The following is a 26,752-nucleotide window of genomic DNA, read 5'->3' as shown; positions in this document are numbered from 1 at the left end:
GACCTCGGCCCCCACCCCGCCCGGCTGCCCGGCCCCGCGCAGCCGTTCACCACCCGCTCCCGCCCCCACCGCCGTACCGGACTGATCGCCGCCGCGGCCGTAGCCGTAGCGGGCGCGGTGGTCGCGGCGATCCTCGTGCACGGGAACGGCTCGTCCGACGACACGGCAACGGGCCCGGCGCCGAAGGCATCGACGGGGTCGACGGGGTCGGCCGGCGCCTCGTCGACTCCGACCGACCCGTCAGCTTCCGCCACCCCGTCCCCGTCCCCCTCTCCCACGGTCGAGGGCACCTCCCGCCCCCCGAGCCTGCCCCCGGGAACGCACCAGGAGGCGGGCGGGTTCGCGTGGGCGACGCCCGCCGGGTGGCGGCGGGATCTGAAGACGGGGGCCGAGGTCCACTACACGTCCCCGGACGGCAGCCAGGAACTCGTGGGCAAGTCCTCCCTCGCCCGCGGCGATCTGATGCGGACGTGGGAGGCCTCGGAACGGAACGCCCACCAGGGGCAGGACTACCGGAAGATCCGGCTCGTCAGCACGACGTTCCGCGGCTACCCAGCCGTGGTCTGGGAGTACACGTTCACTCTCAAGGGCACCCCCTGGCACGCCCGGCTGCTCGGCTTCGACGCGGACGGGAAGTCGTACCAGATCAACACTTGGTACCGGCCGGACGTGGAGACCCGGGCCCAGAAGACCTACGACAGGGTCAAGAACAGCTTCGTCGTGCTGTGAACTCCCTCATCCCACAGACACCTTGTCCGTGTCGGCGACCGCGACGGCCTGCCCGCCCCGCACCCGCTCCTTGATCACCGAGACCGCCACCACGGCCAGCGCGACCAGCAGCGACAGCAGGACGGTCGTACGGCCGCTGCTCTCGCCCTTGGTGTCGGTGAGCATGTAGCCGAGGACGAACACGATCAGGGCGATCGTTGCCCAGGTCAGATACGGGTACAGCCACATCCGTACGACGAGCTTCTCCGGCGACTCGCGCTCGATGATCCGGCGCATGCGGAGCTGGGACGCGCAGATCACCAGCCAGACGAACAGCGCAACCGCGCCGGAGGAGTTGACCAGGAAGAGGAACACGGTGTCCGGGAAGGCGTAGTTGAAGAACACCGCCACGAAGCCGAAGACGACCGACGCGACGATCGCCGCCATCGGTACGCCGCGGGAGGTCGTCCGGGCGAACGCGGCCGGGGCGTCGCCGCGGCCGCCGAGCGAGAAGGCCATGCGGGAGGCCGTGTAGAGGCCGGAGTTGAGGCAGGACAGCACCGAGGTCAGCACGATGAAGTTCATGATCTGGCCGGCGTGCGCGATACCGAGGGAGTCGAGGGCGGCGACGTACGAGCCCTGCTCCTTGATCGACGGGTCGTTCCAGGGGAGCAGACAGACGACGACGAGGATCGAGCCGAGGTAGAAGACGCCGATGCGCCAGATGATGCTGTTGGTCGACTTGGTGACCGCGCGCTGCGGGTCCTCGGACTCGCCGGCGGCCAGGGTGGCGATCTCGCTGCCCATGAAGGAGAAGACGACCAGCAGGACGCCGGTCAGGATCGCGCCGGGGCCGTTCGGCAGGAAGCCGCCGTGGTCGGTGAGGTTGCCGAGGCCGGCCTTGTCGGTGTGGGCGCCGGGCAGCACGCCGAAGACCGCCAGCGCGCCGACGACGATGAACGCGCCGATCGCCACGACCTTGATCCCGGCGAACCAGAACTCGAACTCGCCGTAGGAGCCGACCGATACGAGGTTCGTGGCGGTCAGCACCACCATCACGATCAGGGCCCAGCCCCACTGCGGTACGGCGGGGATCCACCCTTCGAGGATCTTGGCGCCGGCGGTCGCCTCGACGGCGAGCACGACGACCCAGAAGAACCAGTACAGCCAGCCGATCGAGAAGCCGGCCCAGCGGCCGAGCGCCCGGTCGGCGTGCGCGGAGAACGAGCCGGACGTGGGGTTCGCGGCCGACATTTCACCGAGCATGCGCATCACCAGCACCACGAGCGTGCCGACGAGCGCGTAGGAGAGCAGGATGCCGGGGCCCGCGGTCGCGATGCCGGAGCTGGACCCGACGAACAGACCGGCGCCGATGACGCCACCGATCGCGATCATCGACAGATGCCGGTTCTTGAGACCTGCCTGGAGGCCGGAACCATCAGTCTTGGGGGCAGTCATGGGGGGAAAATTCCTTTGCGCCGTTGAACAAGACGGTCCAGTGAATCGGAGGCAAAGAGATTAGTGAACCTTTGATTCCTGATCGTTACTTGAGGTTTTCTTGAGGTTCCTTCGGGTGGCTGTATTGTTGCTGCCCGCTTTCTGGACCAGCCCCCCGCGCTGCTGCCCCGAAACAGGCATGTCACACTCGACCCATGCGCGTGTATCTCGGCTCCGACCATGCGGGCTTCGAACTCAAGAACCACCTCGTCGAGTGGCTGAAGAAGGCGGGTCATGAGCCCGTCGACTGCGGGCCGCACATCTTCGACGCACAGGACGACTACCCGCCCTTCTGCCTCCGCGCCGCCGAGCGCACGGCCGCCGACCCCGAGGCCCTCGGCATCGTGATCGGCGGCTCCGGCAACGGCGAGCAGATCGCGGCGAACAAGGTCAAGGGCGTCCGTGCGGCCCTCGCCTGGAGCGAGGAGACCGCGTCGCTCGGCCGGCAGCACAACAACGCGAACGTCGTCGCGGTCGGCGCGCGGATGCACTCGCGGGACGAGGCGACGAAGTTCGTCGAGACGTTCGTGTCCACGCCGTTCTCCGAGGACCCGCGGCACCAGCGCCGCATCGACATGCTGACGGCGTACGAGGCGACGGGGGAGCTGCCGGAGATCCCGGCGCACCACCCGCAGCAGTAGAAGGCTTTTCGAGGCCCACCCGTCAAGTGACCGAGACGGGTGGGCGGGTGGGAAAGGAATCGCGGTAGTGCCAGAGGGGCACACTATTCATCGGCTTGCGCTGGACTACGGCGGTCGTTTCGGCGGCGGCCCCGTGCAAGTCACCAGTCCCCAGGGCAAGTTCAGTGACGCCGCCGCGCTGCTGAACGGCTCGGAACTCACCCGCACCGAAGCCCACGGCAAGCATCTCTTCCTGGGTTTCCGGGACGACGACTGGATCCACATCCACCTGGGCCTCTTCGGCAAGGTCAACTTCGGCGACGCCCCCGCGCCCCCGCCCACGGACACCGTCCGCCTGCGCCTCGCGAACGACTCGTCGTACGTCGATCTCCGCGGCCCGACCACCTGCGCCCTGATCACGGACACCGAGAAGCGGGCGATACACGACCGCCTCGGCCCCGACCCCCTGCGCCCGCCGGCCGACACCGACCCGAGCACGGCGTACCGACGTGTCGCCCGCAGCCGTACGACCGTCGCGGCCCTGCTCATGGACCAGAAGGTCATCGCCGGGGTCGGCAACGTCTACCGCGCCGAGGTCCTCTTCCGGCACGGCATCGACCCGTACCGCGCGGGCCGGGACATCACCCCCGCCGAGTGGGACGCGATCTGGGCCGACCTGGTCGACCTGATGCGCGAGGGCGTCCGCAACAACCGCATCGACACCGTCCGCCCCGAACACACCCCCGAGGCGATGGGCCGCCCGCCGCGCGTGGACGACCACGGCGGCGAGGTCTACGTCTACCGCCGCGCCAACCAGCCCTGCCACATCTGCGGCAGCGAGATCCGCACCGCCGACCTCGCCGCCCGCAACCTCTTCTGGTGCCCCAACTGCCAGCGGGCGTAAGCCGGTTCTAGAACCCGTGCGGCAGCCACGGCGCGACCGCCGACCCGAAGGCCAGTGACGCCTCCGCCAGCGCGCCCGCCCGCAGCTCCCGCACCCGCCCCGCGCCCGCGAGCGACGCGAGGGAGAACCCGCCGAGATACGCGGACCCCAACTCCCGCACGGACAGGGCGAGATCGGCCGGCTCCTCGGTCCGCTTGCAGGACGCGCCCTTCGCGTCGCCGGTGAGCCGCCAACGCCCCTCGTTCCAGGGGCAGAAGACGTCCTCGACCTCGAACACGACGTCCACCGGCGTCTGATACGTGCGCGCCTCCAGCGCGGCCCCCAGGTCCACCAGCCGTACATGCAGCGAGTCCTGCTGCCGCAGCCCGCAACGTCGGAGGTCGGAGACGAGATGCTGCCAGGAGTCGTCGACGGGACGGCTGCGCAGCGACAGCTTCGACGTCAGGTCGATGCCGAAGAGGAACCGCCACAGCGCCGCGTACGACGCAGGGTCCAGCGCCTCCAGATCACGCAGCCGCACCTCGCCCTTCGGCCCGGCGCCGTCCCACTCGGGTTTGACGAAGTACCGCGCGTAGCCGACGACTTCACCCTCGCGCTCGGCGACCACGCACTGCAGCGGTGACGCGCCCGCCCGCTCGCTCTCCGGGTCCAGCAGCGGCAGGTTCTCCCACCCGGGCCGCCGCGCCAGCATCCCCGGCCGCCCGGCCACCTGCCGCGCGTACACCGCCTCGCACTCCTCGCGCACGGCGCCGGGTGAGGCGTAGCGCAGCCGTACGTCGTCCGTGCCCGGCGGTACCGTCAGCCGCACCCGGGCGGTGTCGATCTCGGCGCTCCCGCGCAGCGTGGCGATGCCGTACCCGAACCGGCCGTAGATCGCGGGCTCGGAGGCCGTCAGTACGGCGAGCGGCTCGCCCCAGGACCGTACGTCGTCCAACTGCCGCCGCATCATGGACGTCAGGAGGCCGCGGCGCCGGTGGGTGGCGGCCACGCTGACCATCGTGATGCCCGCGGCCGGCACGGAGGCGCCGCCGGGCACGGTGACCCGGAAGCTGAACGCGCCCGCCGTTCCCACGCACGCGTCGCCGTCCCAGATGCCGAGGGAGCGGTCGACCTCGGTGAGCCCGTCCCACAGCTCACGCTCCTCGGGCGACTCCGGAGTCCCGCCGAACGCGGTGATCAGGGTGTCGTACCAGGTGTTCCACTCGTCCCGCCGCAGCACCCGCAGCTCGGTCCGGTCGGCGGGCGTGTTTCTCGCGTCAGTCCCCATGGACCATGCCTATCAGCGCATTGCGGGACGAGCCAGGGAATTTCCGCCGGGCGGCCGCACAGGGGCCTTTGGTGAAGTTCACTGTGAAGTTGAACCTCGCAGGGGGGACAAGTGGGACCTCCCGTGCCAAGCGGCTGGTCGGATGGATAGGGTCCCGAACTAATGGCAGCAGGACGAGAGCGGCGCGCGGAGGCCGACACGTTCATGGCCCGGTTGAGGAAGCTGGTTCACCGGGTCCGCACCGGCCTGCGCAGAAGTGCCGTCGACTACTTCCGCGGGGACGGCTCGGACTGGGTCGCGCTGGCCGGACTGCTGATCACGATCCCGGTGATCGCGGCCATGACCCTCGCCAACGCGGTGTGGTTCTCACCGGCCGCGCTGGTCCTGCCGATCGTCGCGGGCGGCCTGCTGCTGCGCCCCGCGAGCCTGCTCGGCCTGTACGCGGCGGCGGCCACCGGTCTGATCGTCGAGTCGGTGAAGCTCGGCCCGTACACCGAGGGCCCGGCACGCGTGACCCCGGGCGTGGTGCTCGTGGTGGCCGCGTGCGGCTTCTTCGGGCTGCTGATCGCCCAGTTCCGCAGCCGCGTCGGCGTGCCCTGGCGGCGCGGCGGCACCATGCTCTTCGACCTGCGCGAACGCATCCGGGTGCAGAGCAAGCTCCCGCAACTGCCGCAGGGCTGGCACCGGGAGATGGCACTGCGCCCGGCGGGCGGCCAGTCCTTCTCGGGGGACTTCGTCGTCGCGGCCCGTACGAACGGTGGTCGGACCATGGAGGTCGTCCTCACCGACGTCTCCGGCAAGGGCATGGACGCGGGTTCGCGCGCCCTGCTCCTGTCCGGCGCCTTCGGCGGCCTGCTCGGCTCCCTGCCCCCGCACGCCTTCCTGCCCGCCGCCAACGGCTACCTCCTCCGCCAGGACTGGGACGAGGGCTTCGCCACCTCGATCCACCTCGTCCTGGACCTCGACTCCGGCGACTACGAACTCTTCTCCGCGGGACACCCGCCGGGCCTCCAGCTCAGCGCGGGCAGCGGCCGCTGGGAGGAGAAGGCGGCGGAAGGGCCCCTGCTGGGGGTCTACGACGGCGCTCAGTTCGACCCCGTGAAGGGCTCGCTACGCCCCGGAGACGTGCTGATGCTCTTCACGGACGGCCTGGTCGAGACCTCCGACCGGGACATCGTCGAGGGCATCGACCGCCTCACCGGCGAGGCCGACCGCTATGTCGCCGGCGGCTTCCACGGCGCCGCCTGGCACCTCATCGAGGCGGTCGCCAAGGACGTCAACGACGACCGCGCCCTGCTCCTGGTCTGCCGCGAGGGCCCTACGGCGTCGGCCTCCGCGTCGGCACAGGGGCCGGCCCGGTGACCTCGCTCCTGACGGTGGCCGAGGTCGAGGCCCTCGCCCGCGCCGCGCACGAGGGCCAGACCGACAAGGCGGGCCGGCCCTACGCCGAGCACCTGAGGGCCGTGGCGGAGGGTGTGCGGGTGCGGGGCGGGGACGCCGAACAGATCGCGGCGGCCTGGCTGCACGACTCCGTGGAGGACGACGCGCTCACCGAGCGATGGCTGGACGAGGCCGCGCTGACCCGTCGTACGAAGGACATCGTGCTGGCGCTCACCAAGCGGGCGGGGGAGACCCCGCAGGCGTACGCCGGGCGCGTGCTCGCGACCCCCGGCGCGCTGCTCGTCAAGGAAGCGGACCTGGCGCACAACGCGGACCCGGCCCGCCTCGCCGTCCTCGACGAGGCGACCCGCGCACGACTGACCGAGAAGTACGCACGGATGCGCGCACTTCTCGGACTCGCCGTCTCCGACTAGGCGTTGACCTTCTCGCGTACGACAGGCTGCGCCAACTGCGTGCGATCGCGGGCCAGTTCGGCCGCGTCGCGCCGGAACGCCCACTCCATGCGCGGCTCGACCGCGAAGCGGAACACCCGTCGTACGGGCGGGGTGCACAGCAGGGTGACGGCGGTGACCGCGAGGGCGCTCACGAGGAGCACGCCGTAGGGCCGGTGCAGCCAGGTGTGGTGGAACAGGCCCGCGTAACCGGCGCCCTTGATCAGGAAGCCGTGCAGCAGATAGCCGTAGAGCGTGCCCGCGCCGAGCGCCGTGAACCACGTCCTGCGGCCCGGCACCCAGGAGTAGAAGCCGGCCGTCAGCAGCAGCGAGCAGGCGAACATCAGGAGCATCATCACCGGCCCCGCCCACCAGGGCGCGCCGAACTCCTGCGCGGAGTCGTGGTGGTAGAACCAGCCGGCGTTCATCCGCGGCACCGCCCAGTAGCCGACGGCCAGCGCGCTGACGAACACCGGCACGGACAGGAGCCGCACCGCGCGCCGGCGCACCCACTGGAAGTGCTCGGGCCTCAGGACCAGACCGAGCACGAAGTACGGCAGGAACTGCGCCAGCCGCTGCAGGTCGAAGTCGTCGGTCATGTCCGGGGTGCAGGAGGCGAGCATGGCGATGCCGAGCGCGAACGGCAGCGGGTGGCGGACCAGTTTCCAGATCGGGGTGGTCAGCCGCCAGATGAACAACGCGCAGAGGAACCAGGTGAGATACAGCGGGTCGAGGAGGGTGATCCTCTGGTGCGGGTCGTCGTTGGCGTACCGGCTGAAGAGCGAGTAGGCGATCTCGAAGACGACGTACGGCACGGCGACACCGGTGATGAGCCGCTTCAGGCGGTCGGGGCGGAGGTCGAAACTCCGGGAGAAGTAGCCGGAGATGATGATGAAGGCCGGCATGTGGAAGCTGTACACGACCATGTACAGGCCCTGGAGCACTCTGTCGCCGCCCTTGAGGGGTTCCCAGGAGTGTCCGACGGCGACCAGCAGGATCGCCAGGTACTTCGCGTTGTCGAAGAACGCGTCGCGCGGTTTGGTCAGTTCGTTCTGTTCGTTCTTTTTGCTCTGTTCGTTCTGGCCGGAGGGCGTGGGAGCGTGGAACATCTGAGGCACCCTAGCGTTGCCTGTGGGAATCGGTGAAACCATCGGACGCGCGTCCGAAAAGTTTCTGAGATGTCATGATTCATCCCGAACAAAAGGCGCAAACAGCCATGCCGGGAACGCCTGTTCGTGTGCTGCTGCCAATAAATCGAACGGGCTGCGAACGTTTCTCTTCCGAACCTTTGCGACCAACGATGCGTCACCCGCCGCATAGGTGGGCCGGGTTGGTGGCACGATGGTTCTGGCGGGGGTGCGCGCGGTGGCGTCCCCGGGCCGGGAGAGCGGACCGACCGAGGGTGTGATCAGTTGTGGCCATTTCACTGTCTGTGGTGCTGCTGTTGGCGATCATCCTGGTGGTGTTGATCCGAGGGGGATCGATCAAGGCCGGCCCAGCCATAGTCGCCATCCTCTTCGGCTTCTTCCTCGCCTCGACCGGCATGGCACCGTCCATCAACCGGTTCCTGAACTCGATAGCGGAGACGATCAACTCCATCAGCTTCTGACGGCGGGACGATTCACCAAGGAGTCGGCATCCTCCGACCGGGCATCGTGAAGTTGCCGGAGAACGGCAGAGTTCACCGAGCCGTTGCTGCCGGGGAGCACCCGAGCCGCCGCGACGGCTGAGTGAGTACGGTCGCCTGGACGGTCTTCGGCGGTCGGCGCCGGGACGCGGACCGTGACGAGCGGTCCGAGGTGATCACGGGGTGACGATGGTCTACCTGGCCATGACTGCGTTGGCGCTCGTATCCGTTGTGGCGACCGCTCTGGTCGTACTGGTGCGCCGGGATCGGCGTCGGCAGGCCACCGGTCCGGACGCGGGGCGCATCGAGGCGGCGGCCACGAGGGAATTCCGTGACGCGCGCCGACAGGCTCACGGGTACCAGCACTTCAGCGACGCCGGCGGCAGCATCAGCGCCCTGCGGGACCGTGACTCCCGTACGTGAGGCGTCTTCCCGCCCCCCCCGGAAACGAGTCGGGGCCAGGCGGAGGAACGACCCTCCGACCTGGCCCTGAGCTGCCTGGAGCGGGCGACGGGAATCGAACCCGCGTAGCTAGTTTGGAAGACTAGTGCTCTACCATTGAGCTACGCCCGCACATGACGCGCCGCAGGTCAGACGACCGCGGCACAGAGAGCATCGTAGCGGGTCGGGCACCTTCGGCGCACACCCCATTCCCCGCACCCCCGGCGCTCGTGAAATGCGGCGGCTCCACTGCCTGCGGCCATGTACCCTACGTGTCGCACCAGACGGGGTGTGGCGCAGCTTGGTAGCGCGTCCGCTTTGGGAGCGGAAGGCCGTGGGTTCAAATCCCGCCACCCCGACCACCTGCCGGACCTCCGGGACCGGTACCACACCAGTACCTCGCGCGATCGCCTTTTGGGGCGTCCAGCCGCTGCGGCTACTATGCAAGCTGCGCGCCCGTGTGTCTCTCACACTCTGAAGTCCTCCGGGCGACCAGAAACCGCCGGACCTGTCTGGGTCCGCAACCCAAGAAGTCAGCCCCCAAGGAGACCGAACCGTGAAGAGCGCCGTGGAGACCCTGAACCCGACCCGGGTTCGGCTCAGCATCGAGGTGCCCTTCGAGGAGCTCAAGGACAGCCTCGACGCGGCGTACAAGAAGATCAACCAGCAGGTCACGGTGAAGGGCTTCCGGAAGGGCAAGATCCCGGCGCGCGTCATCGACCAGCGGTTCGGCCGCGGTGCGGTGCTGGAGGAGGCGGTCAACGACGCGCTCCCGAAGTTCTACACCGAGGCGGTCAACGAGGCGGAGCTCAACCCGCTCGGCCAGCCCGAGGTCGACATCACGGAGCTGAAGGACGGCGAGACGCTGAACTTCACCGCCGAGGTCGACATCCGCCCGGCCATCGAGATCCCGGACTACTCGGGCATCGAGGTCGAGGTCGACGCCGTAGAGGTCAGCGAAGAGGACATCGACAAGTCCGTCGAGCAGCTCCGCGAGCGCTTCGCCTCGACCTCCCCGGTCGAGCGCGCCGCCGCCGACGGTGACGTCGTCACCCTCGACCTGGAGGCCAAGGTCGACGGCGAGGTCCTCGAGGACGGCGTCGCCGAGGGCGTCTCGTACACCATCGGTTCCGGCGAGCTCCTCGACGGCATCGACGAGGCCGTCACGGGCCTGGAGGCCGGTGGCGAGGCCACCTTCGCCTCCGAGCTCAAGGGCGGCTCCGCGGCCGGCCAGGAGGCCCAGGTCACCGTCAGGGTGAGCCAGGTCGCCGCGCGCGAACTCCCCGCGCTGGACGACGAGTTCGCCCAGCTCGCCTCCGAGTTCGACACCCTGGAGGAGCTGCGCGCCGACAGCCGCAAGCGCCTCGAGAACATGAAGCAGTACGACCAGGCCACGCAGGCCCAGGAGCGCGTCCTGGACAAGCTCCTCGAGCTCGTCGAGGTGCCCGTCCCCGAGAAGCTGCTCGAGGACGAGATCAACACCCGCAAGCACAACCTGGAGCACCACCAGCTCGGCCAGATGGGCCTCGACCTCGAGAAGTACCTCGAGATCCAGGGCAAGACGGCCGAGGAGTTCGACGCCGAGACCAAGGAAGCCGCGGTCAAGGGCATCAAGACGCAGTTCGTCCTCGACGAGCTCGTCAACAAGGAGAAGCTGAACGTCAACCAGGAGGAGCTCACCGAGCACCTCATGCGTCGCGCCGCCTCCTCCGGCATGTCCCCCGACCAGTTCGCCCAGGCCGTCGTCGAGGGCGGCCAGGTCCCGCTCCTCGTCGGCGAGGTCGCCCGCGGCAAGGCCCTGGCCGTCGTGGTCGAGGCCGCCACCGTGAAGGACACCAACGGCGAGATCGTCGACCTCGACGACGAGGACGAGACGGAGGCAGCCATCGAGACGGTCGAGACCGTCGAGGCCGCCGCCGAGGAGCCCGCCGAGGCGTAAGCACGGCACGCAGAGGCACACAGGGGCCCCGGGGACTTCGCGCCCCGGGGCCCCTGCTCTTACCCGGGGTCTCACCAGCGCGGTACATGCGCTGACAGCGAACAGTTCCCTTTGCGGGATTCTCCGGAGGAGCCCGCGCGTTAGGGTCCATGAATACGAGGGCAGGGGAGTCCCCGTTGCCCCCGGCAGTACACGTGAGACGGCCCGGCGCCGTCGTAAAGACGAGCAGGTGGATACGTGACGAATCTGATGCCTACAGCCGCCGGCGAGCCCTCTTTCGGTGGCCTCGGCGACCAGGTCTACAACCGACTGCTCGGTGAGCGGATCATCTTCCTCGGCCAGGCGGTCGACGACGACATCGCGAACAAGATCACCGCACAGCTCCTCCTCCTTGCCTCCGATCCGGACAAGGACATCTTTCTCTACATCAACAGCCCCGGCGGCTCGATCACAGCCGGCATGGCGATCTACGACACCATGCAGTACATCAAGAACGACGTGGTGACCATCGCCATGGGCATGGCGGCCTCGATGGGCCAGTTCCTGCTGAGCGCGGGCACCCCCGGCAAGCGCTTCGCGCTGCCGAACGCCGAGATCCTGATCCACCAGCCCTCGGCCGGCCTCGCCGGTTCCGCCTCGGACATCAAGATCCACGCCGAGCGGCTGCTGCACACCAAGAAGCGGATGGCGGAGCTGACCGCCTTCCACACCGGTCAGTCGGTGGAGCAGATCACGCGCGACTCGGACCGCGACCGCTGGTTCGACCCGATCGAGGCCAAGGAGTACGGCCTCATCGACGACATCATGCCTACGGCCGCCGGTATGCCGGGCGGCGGCGGCACCGGGGCCTGAGGCCCCAGGACAGCCATCAGCCGACCGCCACAGCCCCCAGGAGAGAGACAGTGAACAACTTCCCCGGCAACGGCCTGAACGACCACGCACGCGCCGAATACACGGCTCCCGCCGCCGAGTCCCGTTATGTGATCCCGCGCTTCGTGGAGCGCACCTCGCAGGGCGTCCGCGAGTACGACCCGTACGCGAAGCTCTTCGAGGAGCGCGTGATCTTCCTCGGCGTCCAGATCGACGACGCGTCGGCCAACGACGTCATGGCGCAGCTGCTGTGCCTGGAGTCGATGGACCCCGACCGCGACATCTCGATCTACATCAACAGCCCCGGCGGCTCCTTCACGGCTCTCACTGCGATCTACGACACGATGCAGTTCGTGAAGCCCGACGTCCAGACGGTCTGCATGGGCCAGGCGGCGTCCGCCGCCGCCGTCCTGCTGGCCGCCGGTACGCCGGGCAAGCGCATGGCGCTGCCGAACGCGCGCGTGCTGATCCACCAGCCCTACAGCGAGACGGGCCGGGGCCAGGTCTCCGACCTGGAGATCGCGGCCAACGAGATCCTCCGCATGCGTGCCCAGCTGGAGGACATGCTGGCCAAGCACTCGACGACCCCGCTGGAGAAGATCCGCGAGGACATCGAGCGCGACAAGATCCTCACGGCCGAGGACGCCCTGTCGTACGGCCTGATCGACCAGATCATCTCCACCCGGAAGATGAACAACGCCGACGTCCGCTGACCCGGACCCTGTATCGTCCACCACCCCTCGGCACGGTCCACGTGGAAGTGAACCGTGCCAAGGGGGGCCCGAACGGGGGGCCCGGCAAGGTACCGTCGGACATAAGGCAGCACCAGGAGCCGCTGTACCCAGGCGGCTCCCAGGCGAAGGGGAAGCACACCGTGGCACGCATCGGTGACGGCGGCGATCTGCTCAAGTGCTCGTTCTGCGGCAAGAGCCAGAAGCAGGTCAAGAAGCTCATCGCAGGGCCCGGTGTGTACATCTGCGACGAGTGCATCGACCTCTGCAACGAGATCATCGAGGAAGAACTCGCGGAGACGAGCGAGGTGCGCTGGGAGGAACTCCCCAAGCCCCGCGAGATCTACGAGTTCCTCGAGGGTTACGTCGTCGGCCAGGAGTCGGCGAAGAAGGCACTCTCGGTCGCGGTGTACAACCACTACAAGCGCGTCCAGGCCGGCGAGAACGGCGGCGGCCAGAGCCGCGAGGACGCCATCGAGTTGGCGAAGTCCAACATCCTCCTGCTCGGCCCCACGGGCTCGGGCAAGACCCTCCTCGCACAGACCCTGGCCCGCATGCTGAACGTCCCGTTCGCGATCGCCGACGCGACCGCGCTCACGGAGGCGGGCTACGTCGGCGAGGACGTCGAGAACATCCTGCTCAAGCTGATCCAGGCCGCTGACTACGACGTCAAGAAGGCCGAGACGGGCATCATCTACATCGATGAGATCGACAAGGTGGCTCGCAAGAGCGAGAACCCCTCGATCACCCGTGACGTCTCCGGCGAGGGCGTCCAGCAGGCCCTGCTGAAGATCCTGGAGGGCACCACGGCCTCGGTCCCGCCGCAGGGCGGCCGTAAACACCCCCACCAGGAGTTCATCCAGATCGACACGACGAACGTCCTGTTCATCGTGGGCGGCGCCTTCGCGGGCCTGGAGAAGCTCATCGAGTCCAGGGCCGGCGCCAAGGGCATCGGCTTCGGGGCGACGATCCGCTCCAAGCGGGAGCTGCAGTCCAAGGACCAGTTCGAGGACGTCATGCCCGAGGACCTGGTCAAGTTCGGCATGATCCCCGAGTTCATCGGGCGTCTGCCCGTCATCACCTCGGTCCACAACCTGGACCGCGAGGCCCTGCTCCAGATCCTCATCGAGCCGCGCAACGCACTGGTGAAGCAGTACCAGCGCCTCTTCGAACTCGACGGTGTGGAGCTGGACTTCGAGCGCGAGGCCCTCGAAGCCATCGCCGACCAGGCCATCCTCCGCCAAACCGGCGCGCGCGGCCTGCGCGCCATCATGGAGGAAGTCCTCCAGGGCGTCATGTACGAGGTCCCGTCCCGCAAGGACGTGGCCCGCGTGGTCATCACGGCGGACGTCGTCCTCTCGAACGTCAACCCGACCCTCATCCCGCGCGACGCACGCGGCCGGGGCCCGGGCGAGCAGAAGACGGCGTAGCGACAGGTCTTTCATTGCCGAGGGGCCCCGGTCAGTCCAACTGACCGGGGCCCCTTCGTGGTTGGGCCGTGTGTCAGACCTTGACGCGGACGTCGTTGCGGAGCTTCGCGGCCAAGGCCGCCGTGCTCTCGACGGTTCCGCCGTTCCCCGCGGCGAGTTCGGCGATCCCGAACGCGCTGACGACGGCCACGGTGCTGTGGTCGCCCCAGATGCACATCGGCAGCTTGATGGTCTTCGCGGCACCGGCCGCGGTGCTCGACGTGTCGTTGTTGGCGATCTCGGCGACCTGGCACTTCATGACGCCGTTGGAGAAGCCCGCCGGAGTGACCTTCTCCGGGCTGCCGATCAGCTTGCCGCTGCTGCTCTCGCTGCTCTGGTCCTTCTCCGACTCCGTCTTGACCTTGGCGAACATGGCGTCCACGACGGCCTCGGGGTCGTCGATCGTGCCGTACACACCGTCGAAGGACAGCGTCTTCTGCGCCAGTCCGCTGCCGTTCTCGTAACCGGCGCTGACCTCCACGGGGTTCTTCACGCCCCACTTCTCGAAGTCGGCCTTGTCGTCCTTGGTCATCGTGTCCGCGGAGTCGGCGTTGTCCGACTTCTTGTACGTCCCGTTGATGACCGTCGCCGGCGCGGTCAGCTTGTGCGCGCCGTCGTCGGCCACACCACCGCTGCCGCTCCCGCCGCCGATCACGAACCACACACCCACCGCGACGGCGGCGACGACCGCCACCGAGCCGATGATCAGCCCCGTCCGCTTCTTCCCGCCACCGGGCGCCGGGGGCTCCGGAACGCCGTACGGCGGCTGCCCGTAAGGCGGTTGCTGCCCGTACGGCGGCTGCGGCTGGCCGTAGGGGGCCTGCGGGGACTGCTGCGGATAGCCGTAACCGGGCTGGGCGGGCGGCTGCTGGGGGTAGCCGTAGCCGGGCTGAGGGGCGCCCTGCGGCGCCTGCTGCGGAGGCGGGCCGTAGGGACCCGGCTGCCCGTACGGCCCGGGCTGCTGAGGCTGCCCGCCGTACGGGCCCGGCTGGTTGTAGCTCATTCTGGGTTCCCCTCCAGATGCTTATGTGTTCCCGACATCCTGGCTCAGTCACAGGAACCGCACGGCATCAGGGGTCGCACCGTTACAGAACAAACGCGTTTCGGGACACCCCCGCGACACCCCTAAACTGGCCCCGTGACCGAGAACGCTCAGCAGCAGCCATCAGCGCCCGACTCCGAACTGCCGACCCAGTACGCGCCGGCCGACGTAGAGGGGCCGCTGTACGAGCGCTGGGTGGAGCGGGGTTACTTCGAGGCGGACGCGAAGAGTGAGAAGCCGCCGTACACGATCGTCATTCCGCCGCCGAACGTCACCGGCTCGCTGCACCTCGGGCACGCCTTCCAGCACACGCTGATGGACGCGCTGACCCGTCGTAAGCGCATGCAGGGTTTCGAGTCGCTGTGGCTGCCGGGGATGGACCACGCGGGGATCGCCACCCAGAACGTCGTCGAGCGCGAGCTCGGCAAGGAGGGCAAGTCCCGGCACGACCTGGGGCGCGAGGCGTTCGTCGAGCGTGTCTGGCAGTGGAAGGACGAGTACGGCGGCAAGATCCTCGGCCAGATGCGCCGGCTCGGCGACGGCGTCGACTGGACCCGTGAGCGGTTCACCATGGACGAGGGCCTGTCCCAGGCCGTCCAGACCATCTTCAAGCGGCTCTACGACGACGAGTTGATCTACCGCGCCGAGCGCATCATCAACTGGTGCCCGCGCTGTCTCACCGCGATCTCGGACATCGAGGTCGAGTACCAGGACGACGACGGCGAGCTCGTCTCCATGAAGTACGGGGAAGGGGACGACACCATCGTCGTCGCCACGACCCGTGCCGAGACGATGCTCGGTGACACCGCCGTCGCCGTCCACCCCGACGACGAGCGCTACAAGCACCTCGTCGGCCGGCACATCAAGCTGCCGCTCACCGACCGCACCATCCCGGTCGTCGCCGACACCCACGTCGACCCGGAGTTCGGCACCGGCGCCGTCAAGGTGACCCCGGCCCACGACCCGAACGACTTCGCCATCGGCCAGCGGCACGACCTGGAGTCGCTGACCGTCATGGACGAGCGCGGTGTCATCACCGTGCACGGCCCGTTCGAGGGCCTGGACCGTTTCGAGGCCCGTTCCGCGATCGTCGCCGCGCTCCGCGCCGACGGCCGGATCGTCGCCGAGAAGCGGCCCTACGTCCACTCCGTCGGCCACTGCTCCCGCTGCAAGACGACCATCGAGCCGCGCCTGTCCATGCAGTGGTGGGTCAAGGTCGCCCCGCTCGCCAAGGCGGCCGGCGACGCGGTCCGTGACGGCCGCGTCAAGATCCACCCCCAGGAGATGGAGAAGCGGTACTTCGACTGGGTCGACAACCTCCACGACTGGTGCATCTCACGGCAGTTGTGGTGGGGCCACCGCATCCCGGTCTGGTACGGCCCGGAGGGCGAGGTCGTCTGCGTCGGCCCCGACGAGGAGCCGCCCACCGGCGAGGGCTGGACCCAGGACTCCGACGTCCTGGACACCTGGTTCTCCTCCGGCCTGTGGCCCTTCTCGACCCTCGGCTGGCCCGAACAGACCCCGGATCTCAAGAAGTTCTATCCGACCGACGTCCTGCTCACCGGCCACGACATCATCTTCTTCTGGGTCGCCCGGATGATGATGTTCGGCCTGTACGCGATGGACGGTGAAGTCCCCTTCAAGACCATCGCGTTGACGGGTCTGGTCCGCGACCAGTTCGGCAAGAAGATGTCCAAGTCCTCGGGTACCGCGGTCGATCCACTGGACTGGATGAACGCGTACGGCTCCGACGCCGTCCGCTTCACCCTGGCCCGCGGCGCCAACCCCGGTACGGACGTGCCGATCGGCGAGGACTGGGTCCAGGCGTCCCGGAACTTCGCCAACAAGATCTGGAACGCCACGCGCTTCGCGCTGATGAACGGCGCGACGATCGAGGGCGAACTCCCGCCCGCCGAGCGGCTGTCGGCCACGGACCGCTGGATCCTGTCCCGGCTCAACAAGACGATCTCCCAAGTCGACGCGCTCTACGACGACTTCCAGTTCGCCAAGCTCTCCGACGCGCTCTACCACTTCGCGTGGGACGAAGTCTTCGACTGGTACGTCGAGTTGTCGAAGACCACGTTCATGGCGGGCGGAGAGCCCGCGAAGGTCTCCGGCCGTGTTCTCGGTGAAGTCCTCGACGTCACCCTGAAGTTGCTGCACCCGATCGTCCCGTTCGTCACGGAGACCCTCTGGACGACCCTCACGGGCGGCGAGTCGATCGTCGTCGCGGACTGGCCCAAGGACTCGGGTTTCCGCGACGAGGCCGCCGAGCGCGAGATCGAGACCCTCCAGCAGGTCATCACCGAGGTCCGCCGCTTCCGCGCCGACCAGGGCCTCCAGCCCGGCCAGCGCGTCCCGGCCCGCCTCACCCTGACCGGCACGGCCCTCGCCCCCCACGAGGCCGCCATCCGCCAGCTCCTCCGCCTCCAGCCCGAGGGCGACACCTTCGCGGCGACGGCCACCCTCCCGGTCGCCGGCGCCACGGTCGCCCTCGACCTCTCCGGCACGATCGACGTCGCGGCGGAGCGCAAGCGCCTCGCGAAGGATCTGGCGGCGGCCGAGAAGGAGAAGGCCCAGGCAACGGCCAAGCTCGGCAACGAGGCGTTCCTGGCCAAGGCCCCGGACAACGTGGTCGACAAGATCCGCGGCCGCCTGTCCAAGGCCGACGAGGACATCGAGCGCATCAAGGCCCAGCTGGAGAGCCTGCCTCAGGCTTGAGCGCCCTGAAGGGGCGCGGGGAACTGCGCGACCAGCCACAATGTTCCCCGCGCCCGCCAACCAGGACCAGCCACCCCCATCCTTGGGCACACCCCTAAACTGGCCCTGTGACTGACAGCGACCCGTTCGACGAGATCATCGAGGCCGAGACAGACCGCGACCCCGACCTCGCGGTCATCGAGGCCGGCAGCCGAACCCTCCGCACCCAGGGCACCGGCGCCCCTCAGGCCGACGTACCCGGTCGCCCCGAAGACCCCCAGCTGGACGCCGCCCTCCGCGAGGTGGAGGCAGAGCTGGCCACCCGCTGGGGCGAGACGAAGCTCGAGCCGTCGGTCAGCCGTATCGCCGCGCTGATGGACGTCCTGGGCGACCCCCAGCGCTCGTACCCCTCGATCCACATCACAGGGACCAACGGCAAGACCTCCACGGCCCGCATGATCGAGGCCCTCCTCGGTGCCTTCGAACTCCGCACCGGCCGCTACACCTCGCCCCACGTCCAGTCGATCACCGAGCGCATCAGCCTGGACGGCGCCCCGATCTCCGCCGAGCGGTTCATCGAGACGTACCACGACATCAAGCCGTACATCGAGATGGTCGACGCGCAGCAGGAGTTCCGGCTGTCGTTCTTCGAGGTGCTGACGGGCATGGCGTACGCCGCCTTCGCGGACGCCCCCGTCGACGTGGCCGTCGTGGAGGTCGGCATGGGCGGCACCTGGGACGCCACCAACGTCATCGACGCGGACGTCGCCGTGGTCACCCCGATCGATCTGGACCACACCGACCGCCTCGGCGGGACGACCGGTGAGATCGCGACGGAGAAGGCCGGCATCGTCAAGCAGGACGCGACCGTGATCCTGGCGCAGCAGCCGGTGGACGCGGCGCAGGTGCTGCTGAAGAAGGCCGTCGAAGTGGACGCGACCGTGGCCCGGGAAGGGCTCGAATTCGGGGTCGTGTCCCGGAACGTCGCCGTCGGCGGACAGCTCATCAACCTGCGCGGGCTCGGCGGCGAGTACGAGGAGATCTACCTCCCCCTCCACGGCCCGTACCAGGCGCACAACGCGGCTGTCGCCCTGGCCGCCGTGGAAGCGTTCTTCGGGGTGGGGGCCCAGCGGCCCGATCCGCTCGCGATCGACACGGTGCGGAAGGCCTTCGCGTCCGTGACCTCGCCGGGGCGGCTGGAGGTGGTGCGGCGGTCGCCGACCGTTGTGCTCGACGCGGCGCACAACCCCGCGGGCGCCCGTGCGACCGCCGAGGCCGTCGCCGAGGCGTTCGACTTCAGCAGGCTGATCGGAGTGGTCGGCGCCAGCGGCGACAAGAACGTGCGCGGGCTGCTCGAAGCCTTCGAGCCGATGTTCGCCGAGGTCGTCGTCACGCAGAACTCCAGTCATCGCGCGATGGACGCGGACGAGCTGGCCGCGATCGCCGTCGAGGTGTTCGGCGACGAGCGGGTGCAGGTCGAGCCGCGGTTGCCGGACGCGCTGGAGGCGGCGATCACGCTGGCCGAGGAGGACGGCGAGTTCGCGGGCGGCGGTGTGCTCGTCACCGGTTCCGTCATCACCGTAGGTGAGGCCCGACTGCTCCTCGGGAGGGGCTGACTCTCGTGCGTACGCTCTGTTCCTCGACGTTGCTCGGCGAGTTCTTCGTGATCGGTTTCGCCGGTCTGGTCGCCATGAAGGACCCGGATCTGACCACGTCCACGGTGTGGACGGTGTGCGGGATCGCGATGTTCCTGTCGGTCGCGCTGTGCGGCGCGGTGACCCGGCCGGCCGGCATCGCGCTCGGCTGGGCGCTGCAGATCGCGCTGATCGCGGCGGGCTTCGTGGTGCCGTCGATGTTCTTCCTCGGGGTGATTTTCGCGGCCCTGTGGTGGGCGTCGGTGCACTACGGCCGCAAGATCGACGAGGCGAAGGCGCGGTTCGCGGCGCAGGCCGCGCAGGCGGACCCCATTACACCTGACGTTGCGTAATGGGTGCATGGACACGCCCTGTAACCTCGGGCTTGTCGTGAGCCGCCCCGCACCATCATGATCAGAAGGAGTCCCGTCGTGACCCAGCGCACCCTCGTCCTGCTCAAGCCCGACGCCGTACGTCGTGGCCTGACCGGCGAGATCATCAGCCGGATCGAGCGCAAGGCCGACTGGCGGATCACCGCGCTGGAGCTGCGCACCCTGGACCAGGACACCCTGGAGCAGCACTACGGCGAGCACAAGGGCAAGCCCTTCTACGAGCCGCTGGTGGAGTTCATGGCCTCCGGCCCGGTCGTCGCGCTGATCGTCGAGGGCGAGCGGGTCATCGAGGGGGTGCGCGCGCTGGCCGGTCCGACCGACCCGATCGCCGCCGCGCCGGGCTCGATCCGCGGGGACTTCGGTGTGATCGTGCGGGAGAACCTGATCCACGCCTCGGACTCGGAGGAGTCCGCCGAACGCGAGGTGAAGATCTTCTTCCCGGGGCGTTCCTGAATCTCCATCAGTAACCCACATGCCTGACCAGGGACGGCCGCGATTTTCCGGCCGTCTCTTGGCATATGCGTGCCGATCGGGGGAACGAGTGCCCCCGTTGGGCCGTCTCCACAAGCGAGGCGCCGCCTCACATGCTGACAATGGCGAAGACCCTCGCGCAGTGTTCGTGATGGCGCGTCTACGATGGAAGCCTTCACGTCACTGCACCCACTTCGCCGACCTGAAAAGCCCTCAAAAGCTCCCGGGAAGGCCAGACGAATCCTGATGGGGAACTCAATGTCGTTCATCGGCCGTGACATGGCTGTCGACCTCGGGACCGCCAACACGCTGGTGTACGTCAGGGGTCGCGGGATCGTACTCAACGAGCCGTCCGTCGTCGCGATCAACACCAACACCGGTGGCATTCTCGCGGTCGGCTCCGAAGCCAAGAAGATGATCGGGCGGACACCGGGCAACATCGTTGCCGTGCGTCCGCTGAAGGACGGTGTCATCGCCGACTTCGAGATCACCGAGCGCATGCTCCGCTACTTCATCCTGAAGATCCACAAGCGGCGCTATCTGGCCCGCCCCCGTGTCGTCGTCTGTGTGCCCTCGGGCATCACGGGCGTCGAGCGCCGTGCCGTCATCGAGGCGTCGTCCCAGGCCGGCGCCCGCCAGGTGCACATCATCGAGGAGCCCATGGCCGCGGCCATCGGTTCCGGCCTGCCGGTCCACGAGGCCACGGGCAACATGGTGGTGGACATCGGCGGCGGCACCACGGAGGTCGCGGTCATCTCGCTCGGTGGCATCGTCACCGCCCAGTCCATCCGCGTCGCGGGCGACGAGTTGGACAACGCGATCATCCAGCACATCAAGAAGGAGTACTCGCTCCTTCTGGGTGAGCGGACGGCTGAGCAGATCAAGATCACGATCGGTTCCGCGTACGACCTCGACGACGACCAGCACACCGAAATCCGCGGCCGGGACCTGGTCTCCGGTCTGCCCAAGACCGTCGTCATCTCCGCCGGCGAAGTCCGCAAGGCGATCGAAGAGCCCGTCAACGCGATCGTCGACGCGGTGAAGACGACCCTCGACAAGTGCCCGCCGGAGCTGTCCGGGGACATCATGGACCGCGGAATCGTTCTGACCGGCGGTGGAGCCCTGCTGAAGGGTCTCGACGAGCGGCTGCGCCGGGAGACCGGTATGCCGATCCACATCGCGGAGGACCCGCTGGACAGCGTGGCGCTCGGCTCCGGCAAGTGCGTCGAGGAGTTCGAGGCGCTCCAGCAGGTTCTGGACGCCCAGCCGCGCAGATGACGTAACACTTCGATTCCGCCGTACGGGATGATCTCTTCTCGTGCGGCGGATCGTTGATACGGAGGCATAGGCTCCGTCATAGGCCTTCGTTCACATCTGACGGGCCCTCCTACACACCTGCATACCCGAACCTCTGCACATTTCTATGAGGAAGGCACGGCCGCCGCACGTGAGGGACACACGAGAGAGCCGGCTGCTCCTGGTGCTGCTGATCGCCGTCGCGTTCGCGTTGATCACGGTGGACATCCGGGGAGGGCAGGACTCGCCGGTCGAGGGTGCCCGCCGGGCCGCGGCCACCGTGTTCGGCCCGATCGAGAACGGCGTGTCGTCCGCCGTGAACCCGGTCGGCGACGCGATCTCCGCGGTCCGCGACTCCGGTGAGCGGCACGACCGGCTCGCGCTCCTGGAGAAGGAGAACGCGGCCCTCAAGGCGAAGCTCGGCAGCGACGACCGCAACCGCAGCCGCCTGGGCCAGCTGGACAAGATGCTGAAGGTGGCCGGCGAGGGCCAGTACGGCATCAAGGGCGCCCAGGTCATCGCGATAGGAGCCGCGCAGAGCTTCTCGTGGACGATCACCATCGACGTCGGCGCCAACGACGGCATCAAGCGCGACATGACCGTCCTCAACGGCGACGGACTGGTCGGCCGTGTCACGACCGTAGGCCCGGACGCCTCCACCGTCCTGCTCGCCAACGACCCCGACTTCACCGTCGGCACCCGCATGGAGGGCAACGACGAACTCGGCTTCGCCTCCGGCGAGGGCGACGGTCCGCTGCGCGTCGAACTCCTCAACGGCAAGGCGGAGGTGCAGAAGGGCGACCGGCTGGTCACCTTCGGCTCGCAGGCCGACAAGCCGTTCGTGCCCGGTGTCCCGGTCGGTGTCGTCTCCCGCGTCGACCCCTCCGGCGGCGGCCTGACCCGCACGCTCTACGTCACGCCGTACGTCAACTTCACCAAGCTCGACATCGTCGGCGTGGTCGTGGAGGCCCCGAAGAAGGACCCGCGCGACACGGTCCTGCCGGCGAAGCCCAAGCCGACCCCGATCCCGACGGTGACCGTCACGGTCACCCCGTCCGCGAACGCGCCGGTCGACGGCCAGCAACAGCAGTAGGAGCCCTTCCTCATGCGTGTCAACCGGATCCTGCTCTCCGTGCCGCTGGTCGTCGTCGCCATGGTGATCCAGGTGAGCGTCCTCGCCCGCCTCCACCTCCCGGGCGCCGTCCCCGACCTGCTCCTCCTCACGGTCCTGGGCCTCGCCATGGTCTACGGCCATGTCACCGGCGCCCTCATCGGCTTCGGCGCCGGCCTCCTCGCCGACCTCGCCCCGCCCGCCGACCACGCGGCCGGCCGCTACGCCCTCGTGCTCTGCGTCATCGGCTACCTCGCGGGCCTGGCGAAGCCGGAGAACGGCCGCCTGAAGTCGGCGACCGGCCCGATGGCCGTCGTGGTCGCCGCCGCGATCGGCTCCACCCTCCTCTACGCCGGTGTCGGCGCCCTCGTCGGTGACACCGCGGCCCGCCATGTCGGCCTGCCCAGCCTGCTGTTCACGGCCGCCCTGTACGACCTGCTGCTCGCCCCGTTCATCGTGCCCGGCGTCATGGCGCTGGCCCGCCGCGCCGACAACGACCCCCTCGCCGAGACGAACGCCGCCAAGTCGGCCGACATCTCCTCGGGTTGGCTCGCCTCCGGCACCGGCCTGAAGATCGGCGGTCAGCGCGGCGGCCTGAAGCTGAAGACGGCTCGCGCGCGGGTGGCCCGGGCCGGGCGCATCAAGGGGGTCAAGCGGCTTTGAGGGCGCGGGAGTTGGCGTACGGCCACACAGGTAGGTCGTATATGACTCATACACACACCGAGAGGGGGAGGCAGCACCAATGACCAACATCCCGGAGACCGGACGGACTCCACGGGTCCAGATCAGGCTCGTCGTCATCCAGATCCTCGTCCTCTCCCTCCTCGGCACCCTCGGCGGGCGCCTCTGGTACCTGCAGATCCGGGAGGGATCCGCGTACCAGAAGGAAGCGTCCGGCAACCATGTCCAGCAGGTCGTCGAGCCCGCGGTGCGCGGTTCGATACTGGACGCGCGCGGTGTGCCCCTCGCGGACAACGAGACCCGGCTCGTGGTCTCCGCCTCCCGCACCGACCTGCTGAAGCAGGCCGACGACGGCAAGGCCGTCCTCACCAAGCTGGCCGGCGTGCTGGGTCTGAAGCCCGAGGACGTCATCCAGAAGGTCCGGCTGTGCGACGCGAAGACCCCGCAGCCCTGCTGGAACGGCTCGCCGTACCAGCCGATCCCGATCACCGACGAGGCCACCGCCAAGCAGGCCCTGCAGATCCGCGAGCGCGCCGAGGACTTCCCCGGCATCACCGCCGAGCCCGAGGCCGTCCGCCGTTACGCGGCCCCCGGCGACGCCAACGCGGCGCAGGTCCTCGGCTATCTCTCGCCGGTCACCGACGACGAGATCACCCAGGCCAAGGACTCCGACTCGCCGTATCTGCGCTCCGACCAGGTCGGCCGCTCGGGCCTTGAGCGCGAGTACGACAAGGAGCTGCGCGGCAAGGCGGGCGTCACCCGCTACGAGGTCGACAACCTCGGCCGGGTGATCGGCAAGGCCAAGTCCGATGCCCCGGAGCCCGGTTCGAACCTCGTCACCAGCATCGACGCCCGTGTGCAGCGGGTCGCCGAGTACCAGCTCGACAAGGCGATGAAGACGGCCCGCCAGCAGTTCGACAAGATCACCGGCGAGAACTACAAGGCCGACTCCGGTGCCGTGGTCGTGATGGAGGCCAAGACCGGCCGGATCGTCGCCATGGCGTCCGCGCCGACGTACGACCCGAACGTCTGGGTCGGCGGCATCTCCGCCAAGGACTACAAGCAGCTCACCGGCAAGAACTCCGACTACCCGCTGCTGAATCGGGCCATACAGGGTCAGTCGGCGCCCGGTTCGACGTTCAAGGTGGTCTCCACGGCCGCCGCGGTCGAGGCCGGCTACGCGTGGGACGGCGGCTACCCCTGCACGAGTTCGTACTCGGTGGGCGGCCAGGTCTTCAAGAACTTCGAGGGCGAGAACTTCGGCCCCATCTCGCTGGGCCGCGCGCTGGAGGTCTCCTGCGACACCGTCTTCTACGGTCTCGCCGACGCCCAGTGGAAGAAGGACGGCGGCATCAACCCGAAGAAGGGCGAGCCCAAGGACTACTTCTACAAGGCGGCCCACCAGTTCGGCCTCGGCAAGACCACCGGCGTCGACCTCCCGAACGAGGTCACCGGCCGCATCCCGGACCGCAAGTGGAAGCAGGAGACCTGGGAGGCCAACAAGGCCTACTGGTGCAAGACCGGCAAGAAGGGCGGCACGTACGTCCAGCAGATCGCGTACGAGAACTGCCTCGAAGGCAACAAGATGCGTGAGGGCGACTCGATCAACTACTCCATCGGCCAGGGCGACACCCTCGTCACGCCGATCCAGGAGGCCATGATCTACGGCGCCCTCGCCAACGGCGGCACCGAGTACGTCCCGACCATCGGCAAGGCGATCGTCAGCGCCGACGGCAAGACCGTCACGGAGATCAAGCCGAAGGTGAAGGCGAAGCTGCCGATCAGCGCGGCCACGCACAAGGGCATCGACAAGGCCCTCGCGGGCGTGGTCACCAGCGGTACCGCCGCCTGGAAGTTCCAGGGCTGGCCGCAGGACAAGATCACGCTGCACGCCAAGACGGGTACGGCGGAGGTCTACGGCAAGCAGACCACCTCGTGGTTCGCGACGTACACGAAGGACTACACGGTCGTCATGACGATCGCCCAGGCCGGTACGGGTTCGGGCGCCTCCGGTGAGGCCGTGCGCAACATCTACAACGCGATGTACGGCGTCCAGGCCGACGGCTCCATCGACAAGAAGAAGGCGCTGCTGCCCACCCCGCAGACCAGCCTCCCCAAGGTCCGCGCCGACGGCACGATCGCCTCCCCGAAGATCACCGCCGACCCGGCCAAGGAGCTGGAGAAGCAGCAGGAGAAGGCGACCGAGGGAGGGGTCACGGCCGCGGACGACACCCAGCCGCCCGCCACCTCGCCCTCGCCGACCACCACCAACAGCAACACCCGCAGGCGCCCGCGCAGAAGGGGAAGCCGGAGGATGCTCACATGACCGGCAACAGCTTCTCCGTTTCCGGATACGGCCCCGAGCGGGCCGGCTGGACGCGGGTCTTCGCCCGTGACTCGCTGGCCCGCCGCCTGGACTGGCCGATACTGCTCTCCGCGATCGGCCTGTCCCTGATCGGCTCGGTGCTGGTCTTCTCGGCGACCCGCAACCGCACCGAGATCAACCAGGGCGACGAGTACTACTTCCTGATCCGGCACCTGATGAACACCGGCATCGGCATCGCCCTGATGATCGGCGTGATCTGGGTCGGCCACCGCACCCTGCGCGTGGTCGTCCCGTTCCTCTACGGCGCCTCGGTGTTCGGCATCCTGCTGGTGCTCACCCCGCTCGGCTCCACGGTCAACGGCGCGCACTCCTGGATCGTGCTCGGCGGCGGCTTCTCGCTCCAGCCCTCGGAGTTCGTGAAGATCACGATCATCCTCGGCATGGCGATGGTGCTGGCCGCCCGGGTCGACGCGGGCGACAAGCCCTACCCCGACCACCGCACGGTCCTCCAGGCCCTGGGCCTGGCCTCCGTCCCGATGATGATCGTCATGCTGATGCCCGACCTCGGGTCGGTCATGGTCATGGTCATCATCGTGCTCGGTGTGCTGCTGGCCTCCGGCGCCTCCAACCGCTGGATCTTCGGCCTGCTCGGCGCGGGCGCGATCGGCGCGGTCGCCGTCTGGCAGCTGCACATCCTGGACGAGTACCAGATCGCCCGCTTCGCCGCCTTCGCCAACCCGAGCCTCGACCCGGCCGGTGTCGGCTACAACACCAACCAGGCCCGCATCGCGATCGGCTCCGGCGGCCTCACCGGCGCGGGCCTCTTCCACGGCTCCCAGACGACCGGCCAGTTCGTCCCCGAACAGCAGACGGACTTCGTCTTCACGGTCGCGGGCGAGGAACTGGGCTTCGTCGGCGCCGGCCTGATCCTCGTCCTCCTGGGCGTGGTCCTGTGGCGCGCCTGCCGCATCGCCCGCGACTCGACCGAGCTCTACGGCACGATCGTCGCCGCCGGAATCGTCGCCTGGTTCGCCTTCCAGTCCTTCGAGAACGTCGGCATGACCCTCGGCATCATGCCCGTCACCGGCCTCCCACTGCCCTTCGTGTCCTACGGCGGAACGTCGATGTTCGCGGTGTGGATCGCGGTGGGTCTGCTCCAGTCGATCCGGGTCCAGCGCCCCATGTCCGCATAGC

The 26,752-nt window shown here is 68.7% G+C and carries 24 protein-coding genes and 2 tRNA genes; 21 read left to right on the top strand and 5 right to left on the bottom strand.

The features are described from left to right. Positions 1-729, top strand: a 729-nt coding sequence (locus SSP08S_RS00395; RefSeq protein ID WP_019065585.1) for a serine/threonine kinase C-terminal domain-containing protein, incomplete at its 5' end; no start/stop codon positions are given. Between the two features lie 6 nt (positions 730-735). On the opposite strand, the gene SSP08S_RS00390 is transcribed toward SSP08S_RS00395, so the two are convergent. Next, entirely contained in the window at positions 736-2,166 is a 1,431-nt protein-coding gene (locus tag SSP08S_RS00390; RefSeq protein ID WP_019065584.1) for an amino acid permease, read from the bottom strand. Positions 2,167-2,360: 194 nt separating this feature from the next. Between SSP08S_RS00390 and SSP08S_RS00385 the strand changes: the two genes are divergently transcribed. Beyond that, entirely contained in the window at positions 2,361-2,846 is a 486-nt protein-coding gene (locus SSP08S_RS00385; RefSeq protein WP_019065583.1) for a ribose-5-phosphate isomerase, read from the top strand. 67 nt (positions 2,847-2,913) lie between these two features. Then, on the top strand, positions 2,914-3,729 hold the full coding sequence (locus tag SSP08S_RS00380) for an Fpg/Nei family DNA glycosylase (RefSeq protein ID WP_026178057.1): 816 nt from the start codon (positions 2,914-2,916) through the stop codon (positions 3,727-3,729). 7 nt (positions 3,730-3,736) lie between these two features. On the opposite strand, the gene SSP08S_RS00375 is transcribed toward SSP08S_RS00380, so the two are convergent. After that, positions 3,737-4,996: a GNAT family N-acetyltransferase gene (locus tag SSP08S_RS00375; RefSeq protein ID WP_019065581.1), complete on the bottom strand. Its 1,260-nt coding sequence runs from the start codon at positions 4,994-4,996 to the stop codon at positions 3,737-3,739. A gap of 162 nt (positions 4,997-5,158) precedes the next feature. Here SSP08S_RS00375 and SSP08S_RS00370 point away from each other — a divergent pair, with 162 nt between their 5' ends. Continuing rightward, positions 5,159-6,358: a PP2C family protein-serine/threonine phosphatase gene (locus tag SSP08S_RS00370; protein WP_043259192.1), complete on the top strand. Its 1,200-nt coding sequence runs from the start codon at positions 5,159-5,161 to the stop codon at positions 6,356-6,358. Beyond that, positions 6,355-6,810, top strand: a complete 456-nt coding sequence (locus tag SSP08S_RS00365) for an HD domain-containing protein (protein ID WP_019065579.1) — start codon at positions 6,355-6,357, stop codon at positions 6,808-6,810. Before SSP08S_RS00370 ends, SSP08S_RS00365 begins: the two co-directional genes overlap by 4 nt. Here the strand turns inward: SSP08S_RS00365 and SSP08S_RS00360 are convergent. Beyond that, on the bottom strand, positions 6,807-7,937 hold the full coding sequence (locus tag SSP08S_RS00360) for an acyltransferase family protein (protein WP_019065578.1): 1,131 nt from the start codon (positions 7,935-7,937) through the stop codon (positions 6,807-6,809). The genes SSP08S_RS00365 and SSP08S_RS00360 overlap by 4 nt on opposite strands. A 305-nt stretch (positions 7,938-8,242) precedes the next feature. Between SSP08S_RS00360 and SSP08S_RS00355 the strand changes: the two genes are divergently transcribed. Both SSP08S_RS00355 and SSP08S_RS00345 read left to right on the top strand, forming a co-directional pair. Then, positions 8,243-8,437, top strand: coding sequence for a hypothetical protein (locus SSP08S_RS00355; protein ID WP_026178055.1), 195 nt, complete (start codon positions 8,243-8,245; stop codon positions 8,435-8,437). Between the two features lie 201 nt (positions 8,438-8,638). Beyond that, positions 8,639-8,878, top strand: a complete 240-nt coding sequence (locus SSP08S_RS00345) for a hypothetical protein (protein ID WP_019065576.1) — start codon at positions 8,639-8,641, stop codon at positions 8,876-8,878. A 76-nt stretch (positions 8,879-8,954) separates the two neighbouring features. Here SSP08S_RS00345 and SSP08S_RS00340 read toward each other — a convergent pair. Beyond that, positions 8,955-9,028 (bottom strand) — tRNA-Gly (locus SSP08S_RS00340). A 153-nt stretch (positions 9,029-9,181) separates the two neighbouring features. On the opposite strand from SSP08S_RS00340, the gene SSP08S_RS00335 reads away from it, so the two are divergent. The 5 genes from SSP08S_RS00335 to clpX all read left to right on the top strand — a co-directional run bounded on the left by SSP08S_RS00335 (position 9,182) and on the right by clpX (position 13,866). After that, positions 9,182-9,258 (top strand) — tRNA-Pro (locus SSP08S_RS00335). Positions 9,259-9,452: 194 nt separating this feature from the next. After that, on the top strand, positions 9,453-10,835 hold the full coding sequence (tig, locus tag SSP08S_RS00330; protein WP_019065575.1) for a trigger factor: 1,383 nt from the start codon (positions 9,453-9,455) through the stop codon (positions 10,833-10,835). Between the two features lie 249 nt (positions 10,836-11,084). Further along, positions 11,085-11,687 carry an ATP-dependent Clp protease proteolytic subunit gene (locus tag SSP08S_RS00325; RefSeq protein WP_026178054.1) on the top strand — a complete coding sequence of 201 codons (603 nt, stop codon included), beginning with the start codon at positions 11,085-11,087 and terminating at the stop codon, positions 11,685-11,687. 50 nt (positions 11,688-11,737) lie between these two features. Continuing rightward, a complete protein-coding gene (locus SSP08S_RS00320) occupies positions 11,738-12,418 on the top strand; it encodes an ATP-dependent Clp protease proteolytic subunit (RefSeq protein WP_019065573.1) in 681 nt (226 codons plus the stop codon). A gap of 161 nt (positions 12,419-12,579) precedes the next feature. Then, complete coding sequence (gene clpX / locus SSP08S_RS00315; RefSeq protein WP_019065572.1) at positions 12,580-13,866, top strand: ATP-dependent Clp protease ATP-binding subunit ClpX; 1,287 nt, start codon at positions 12,580-12,582, stop codon at positions 13,864-13,866. Positions 13,867-13,939: 73 nt separating this feature from the next. Here clpX and SSP08S_RS00310 read toward each other — a convergent pair whose 3' ends face one another. Next, positions 13,940-14,908 carry a hypothetical protein gene (locus SSP08S_RS00310; RefSeq protein WP_019065571.1) on the bottom strand — a complete coding sequence of 323 codons (969 nt, stop codon included), beginning with the start codon at positions 14,906-14,908 and terminating at the stop codon, positions 13,940-13,942. A gap of 135 nt (positions 14,909-15,043) precedes the next feature. Between SSP08S_RS00310 and SSP08S_RS00305 the strand changes: the two genes are divergently transcribed. The 9 genes from SSP08S_RS00305 to rodA all read left to right on the top strand — a co-directional run bounded on the left by SSP08S_RS00305 (position 15,044) and on the right by rodA (position 26,751). After that, complete coding sequence (locus SSP08S_RS00305) at positions 15,044-17,668, top strand: valine--tRNA ligase (protein ID WP_019065570.1); 2,625 nt, start codon at positions 15,044-15,046, stop codon at positions 17,666-17,668. A gap of 107 nt (positions 17,669-17,775) precedes the next feature. Then, positions 17,776-19,263, top strand: a complete 1,488-nt coding sequence (folC, locus tag SSP08S_RS00300) for a bifunctional tetrahydrofolate synthase/dihydrofolate synthase (RefSeq protein WP_019065569.1) — start codon at positions 17,776-17,778, stop codon at positions 19,261-19,263. A gap of 5 nt (positions 19,264-19,268) precedes the next feature. Then, the gene (locus tag SSP08S_RS00295) at positions 19,269-19,634 is read left to right on the top strand and encodes a DUF4233 domain-containing protein (protein WP_019065568.1); all 366 of its coding nucleotides are present in this window, start codon (positions 19,269-19,271) and stop codon (positions 19,632-19,634) included. A 78-nt stretch (positions 19,635-19,712) separates the two neighbouring features. Then, positions 19,713-20,126, top strand: a complete 414-nt coding sequence (ndk, locus tag SSP08S_RS00290) for a nucleoside-diphosphate kinase (RefSeq protein ID WP_019065567.1) — start codon at positions 19,713-19,715, stop codon at positions 20,124-20,126. A gap of 276 nt (positions 20,127-20,402) precedes the next feature. Next, entirely contained in the window at positions 20,403-21,422 is a 1,020-nt protein-coding gene (locus SSP08S_RS00285) for a rod shape-determining protein (protein WP_019065566.1), read from the top strand. 169 nt (positions 21,423-21,591) lie between these two features. Further along, a complete protein-coding gene (mreC, locus tag SSP08S_RS00280; RefSeq protein ID WP_019065565.1) occupies positions 21,592-22,533 on the top strand; it encodes a rod shape-determining protein MreC in 942 nt (313 codons plus the stop codon). Between the two features lie 12 nt (positions 22,534-22,545). After that, positions 22,546-23,214, top strand: coding sequence for a rod shape-determining protein MreD (gene mreD, locus SSP08S_RS00275; RefSeq protein ID WP_019065564.1), 669 nt, complete (start codon positions 22,546-22,548; stop codon positions 23,212-23,214). Positions 23,215-23,293: 79 nt separating this feature from the next. After that, on the top strand, positions 23,294-25,558 hold the full coding sequence (gene mrdA, locus SSP08S_RS00270) for a penicillin-binding protein 2 (protein ID WP_019065563.1): 2,265 nt from the start codon (positions 23,294-23,296) through the stop codon (positions 25,556-25,558). Beyond that, the gene (rodA, locus tag SSP08S_RS00265) at positions 25,555-26,751 is read left to right on the top strand and encodes a rod shape-determining protein RodA (protein WP_019065562.1); all 1,197 of its coding nucleotides are present in this window, start codon (positions 25,555-25,557) and stop codon (positions 26,749-26,751) included. The genes mrdA and rodA overlap by 4 nt, the downstream gene beginning before the upstream one ends. The last annotated feature ends 1 nt before the right edge of the window (position 26,752 follow it).

The organism is Streptomyces hokutonensis (assembly GCF_000376565.1).
In the GTDB taxonomy this organism is placed as follows: domain Bacteria; phylum Actinomycetota; class Actinomycetes; order Streptomycetales; family Streptomycetaceae; genus Streptomyces; species Streptomyces hokutonensis.
This window is presented reverse-complemented; position numbering and strand designations above follow the sequence as displayed.

What these genes read in the sequence shown, in the direction of transcription:
- SSP08S_RS00390 (WP_019065584.1), bottom strand. Translation starts at nt 2,166, where the DNA reads ATGACTGCCCCCAAGACTGATGGTTCCGGCCTCCAGGCAGGTCTCAAG.
- SSP08S_RS00385 (WP_019065583.1), top strand. Translation starts at nt 2,361, where the DNA reads ATGCGCGTGTATCTCGGCTCCGACCATGCGGGCTTCGAACTCAAGAAC.
- SSP08S_RS00375 (WP_019065581.1), bottom strand. Translation starts at nt 4,996, where the DNA reads ATGGGGACTGACGCGAGAAACACGCCCGCCGACCGGACCGAGCTGCGG.
- SSP08S_RS00370 (WP_043259192.1), top strand. Translation starts at nt 5,159, where the DNA reads ATGGCAGCAGGACGAGAGCGGCGCGCGGAGGCCGACACGTTCATGGCC.
- SSP08S_RS00360 (WP_019065578.1), bottom strand. Translation starts at nt 7,937, where the DNA reads ATGTTCCACGCTCCCACGCCCTCCGGCCAGAACGAACAGAGCAAAAAG.
- SSP08S_RS00325 (WP_026178054.1), top strand. Translation starts at nt 11,085, where the DNA reads ATGCCTACAGCCGCCGGCGAGCCCTCTTTCGGTGGCCTCGGCGACCAG.
- SSP08S_RS00310 (WP_019065571.1), bottom strand. Translation starts at nt 14,908, where the DNA reads ATGAGCTACAACCAGCCGGGCCCGTACGGCGGGCAGCCTCAGCAGCCC.
- SSP08S_RS00285 (WP_019065566.1), top strand. Translation starts at nt 20,403, where the DNA reads ATGTCGTTCATCGGCCGTGACATGGCTGTCGACCTCGGGACCGCCAAC.
- mreD (WP_019065564.1), top strand. Translation starts at nt 22,546, where the DNA reads ATGCGTGTCAACCGGATCCTGCTCTCCGTGCCGCTGGTCGTCGTCGCC.
- mrdA (WP_019065563.1), top strand. Translation starts at nt 23,294, where the DNA reads ATGACCAACATCCCGGAGACCGGACGGACTCCACGGGTCCAGATCAGG.
- rodA (WP_019065562.1), top strand. Translation starts at nt 25,555, where the DNA reads ATGACCGGCAACAGCTTCTCCGTTTCCGGATACGGCCCCGAGCGGGCC.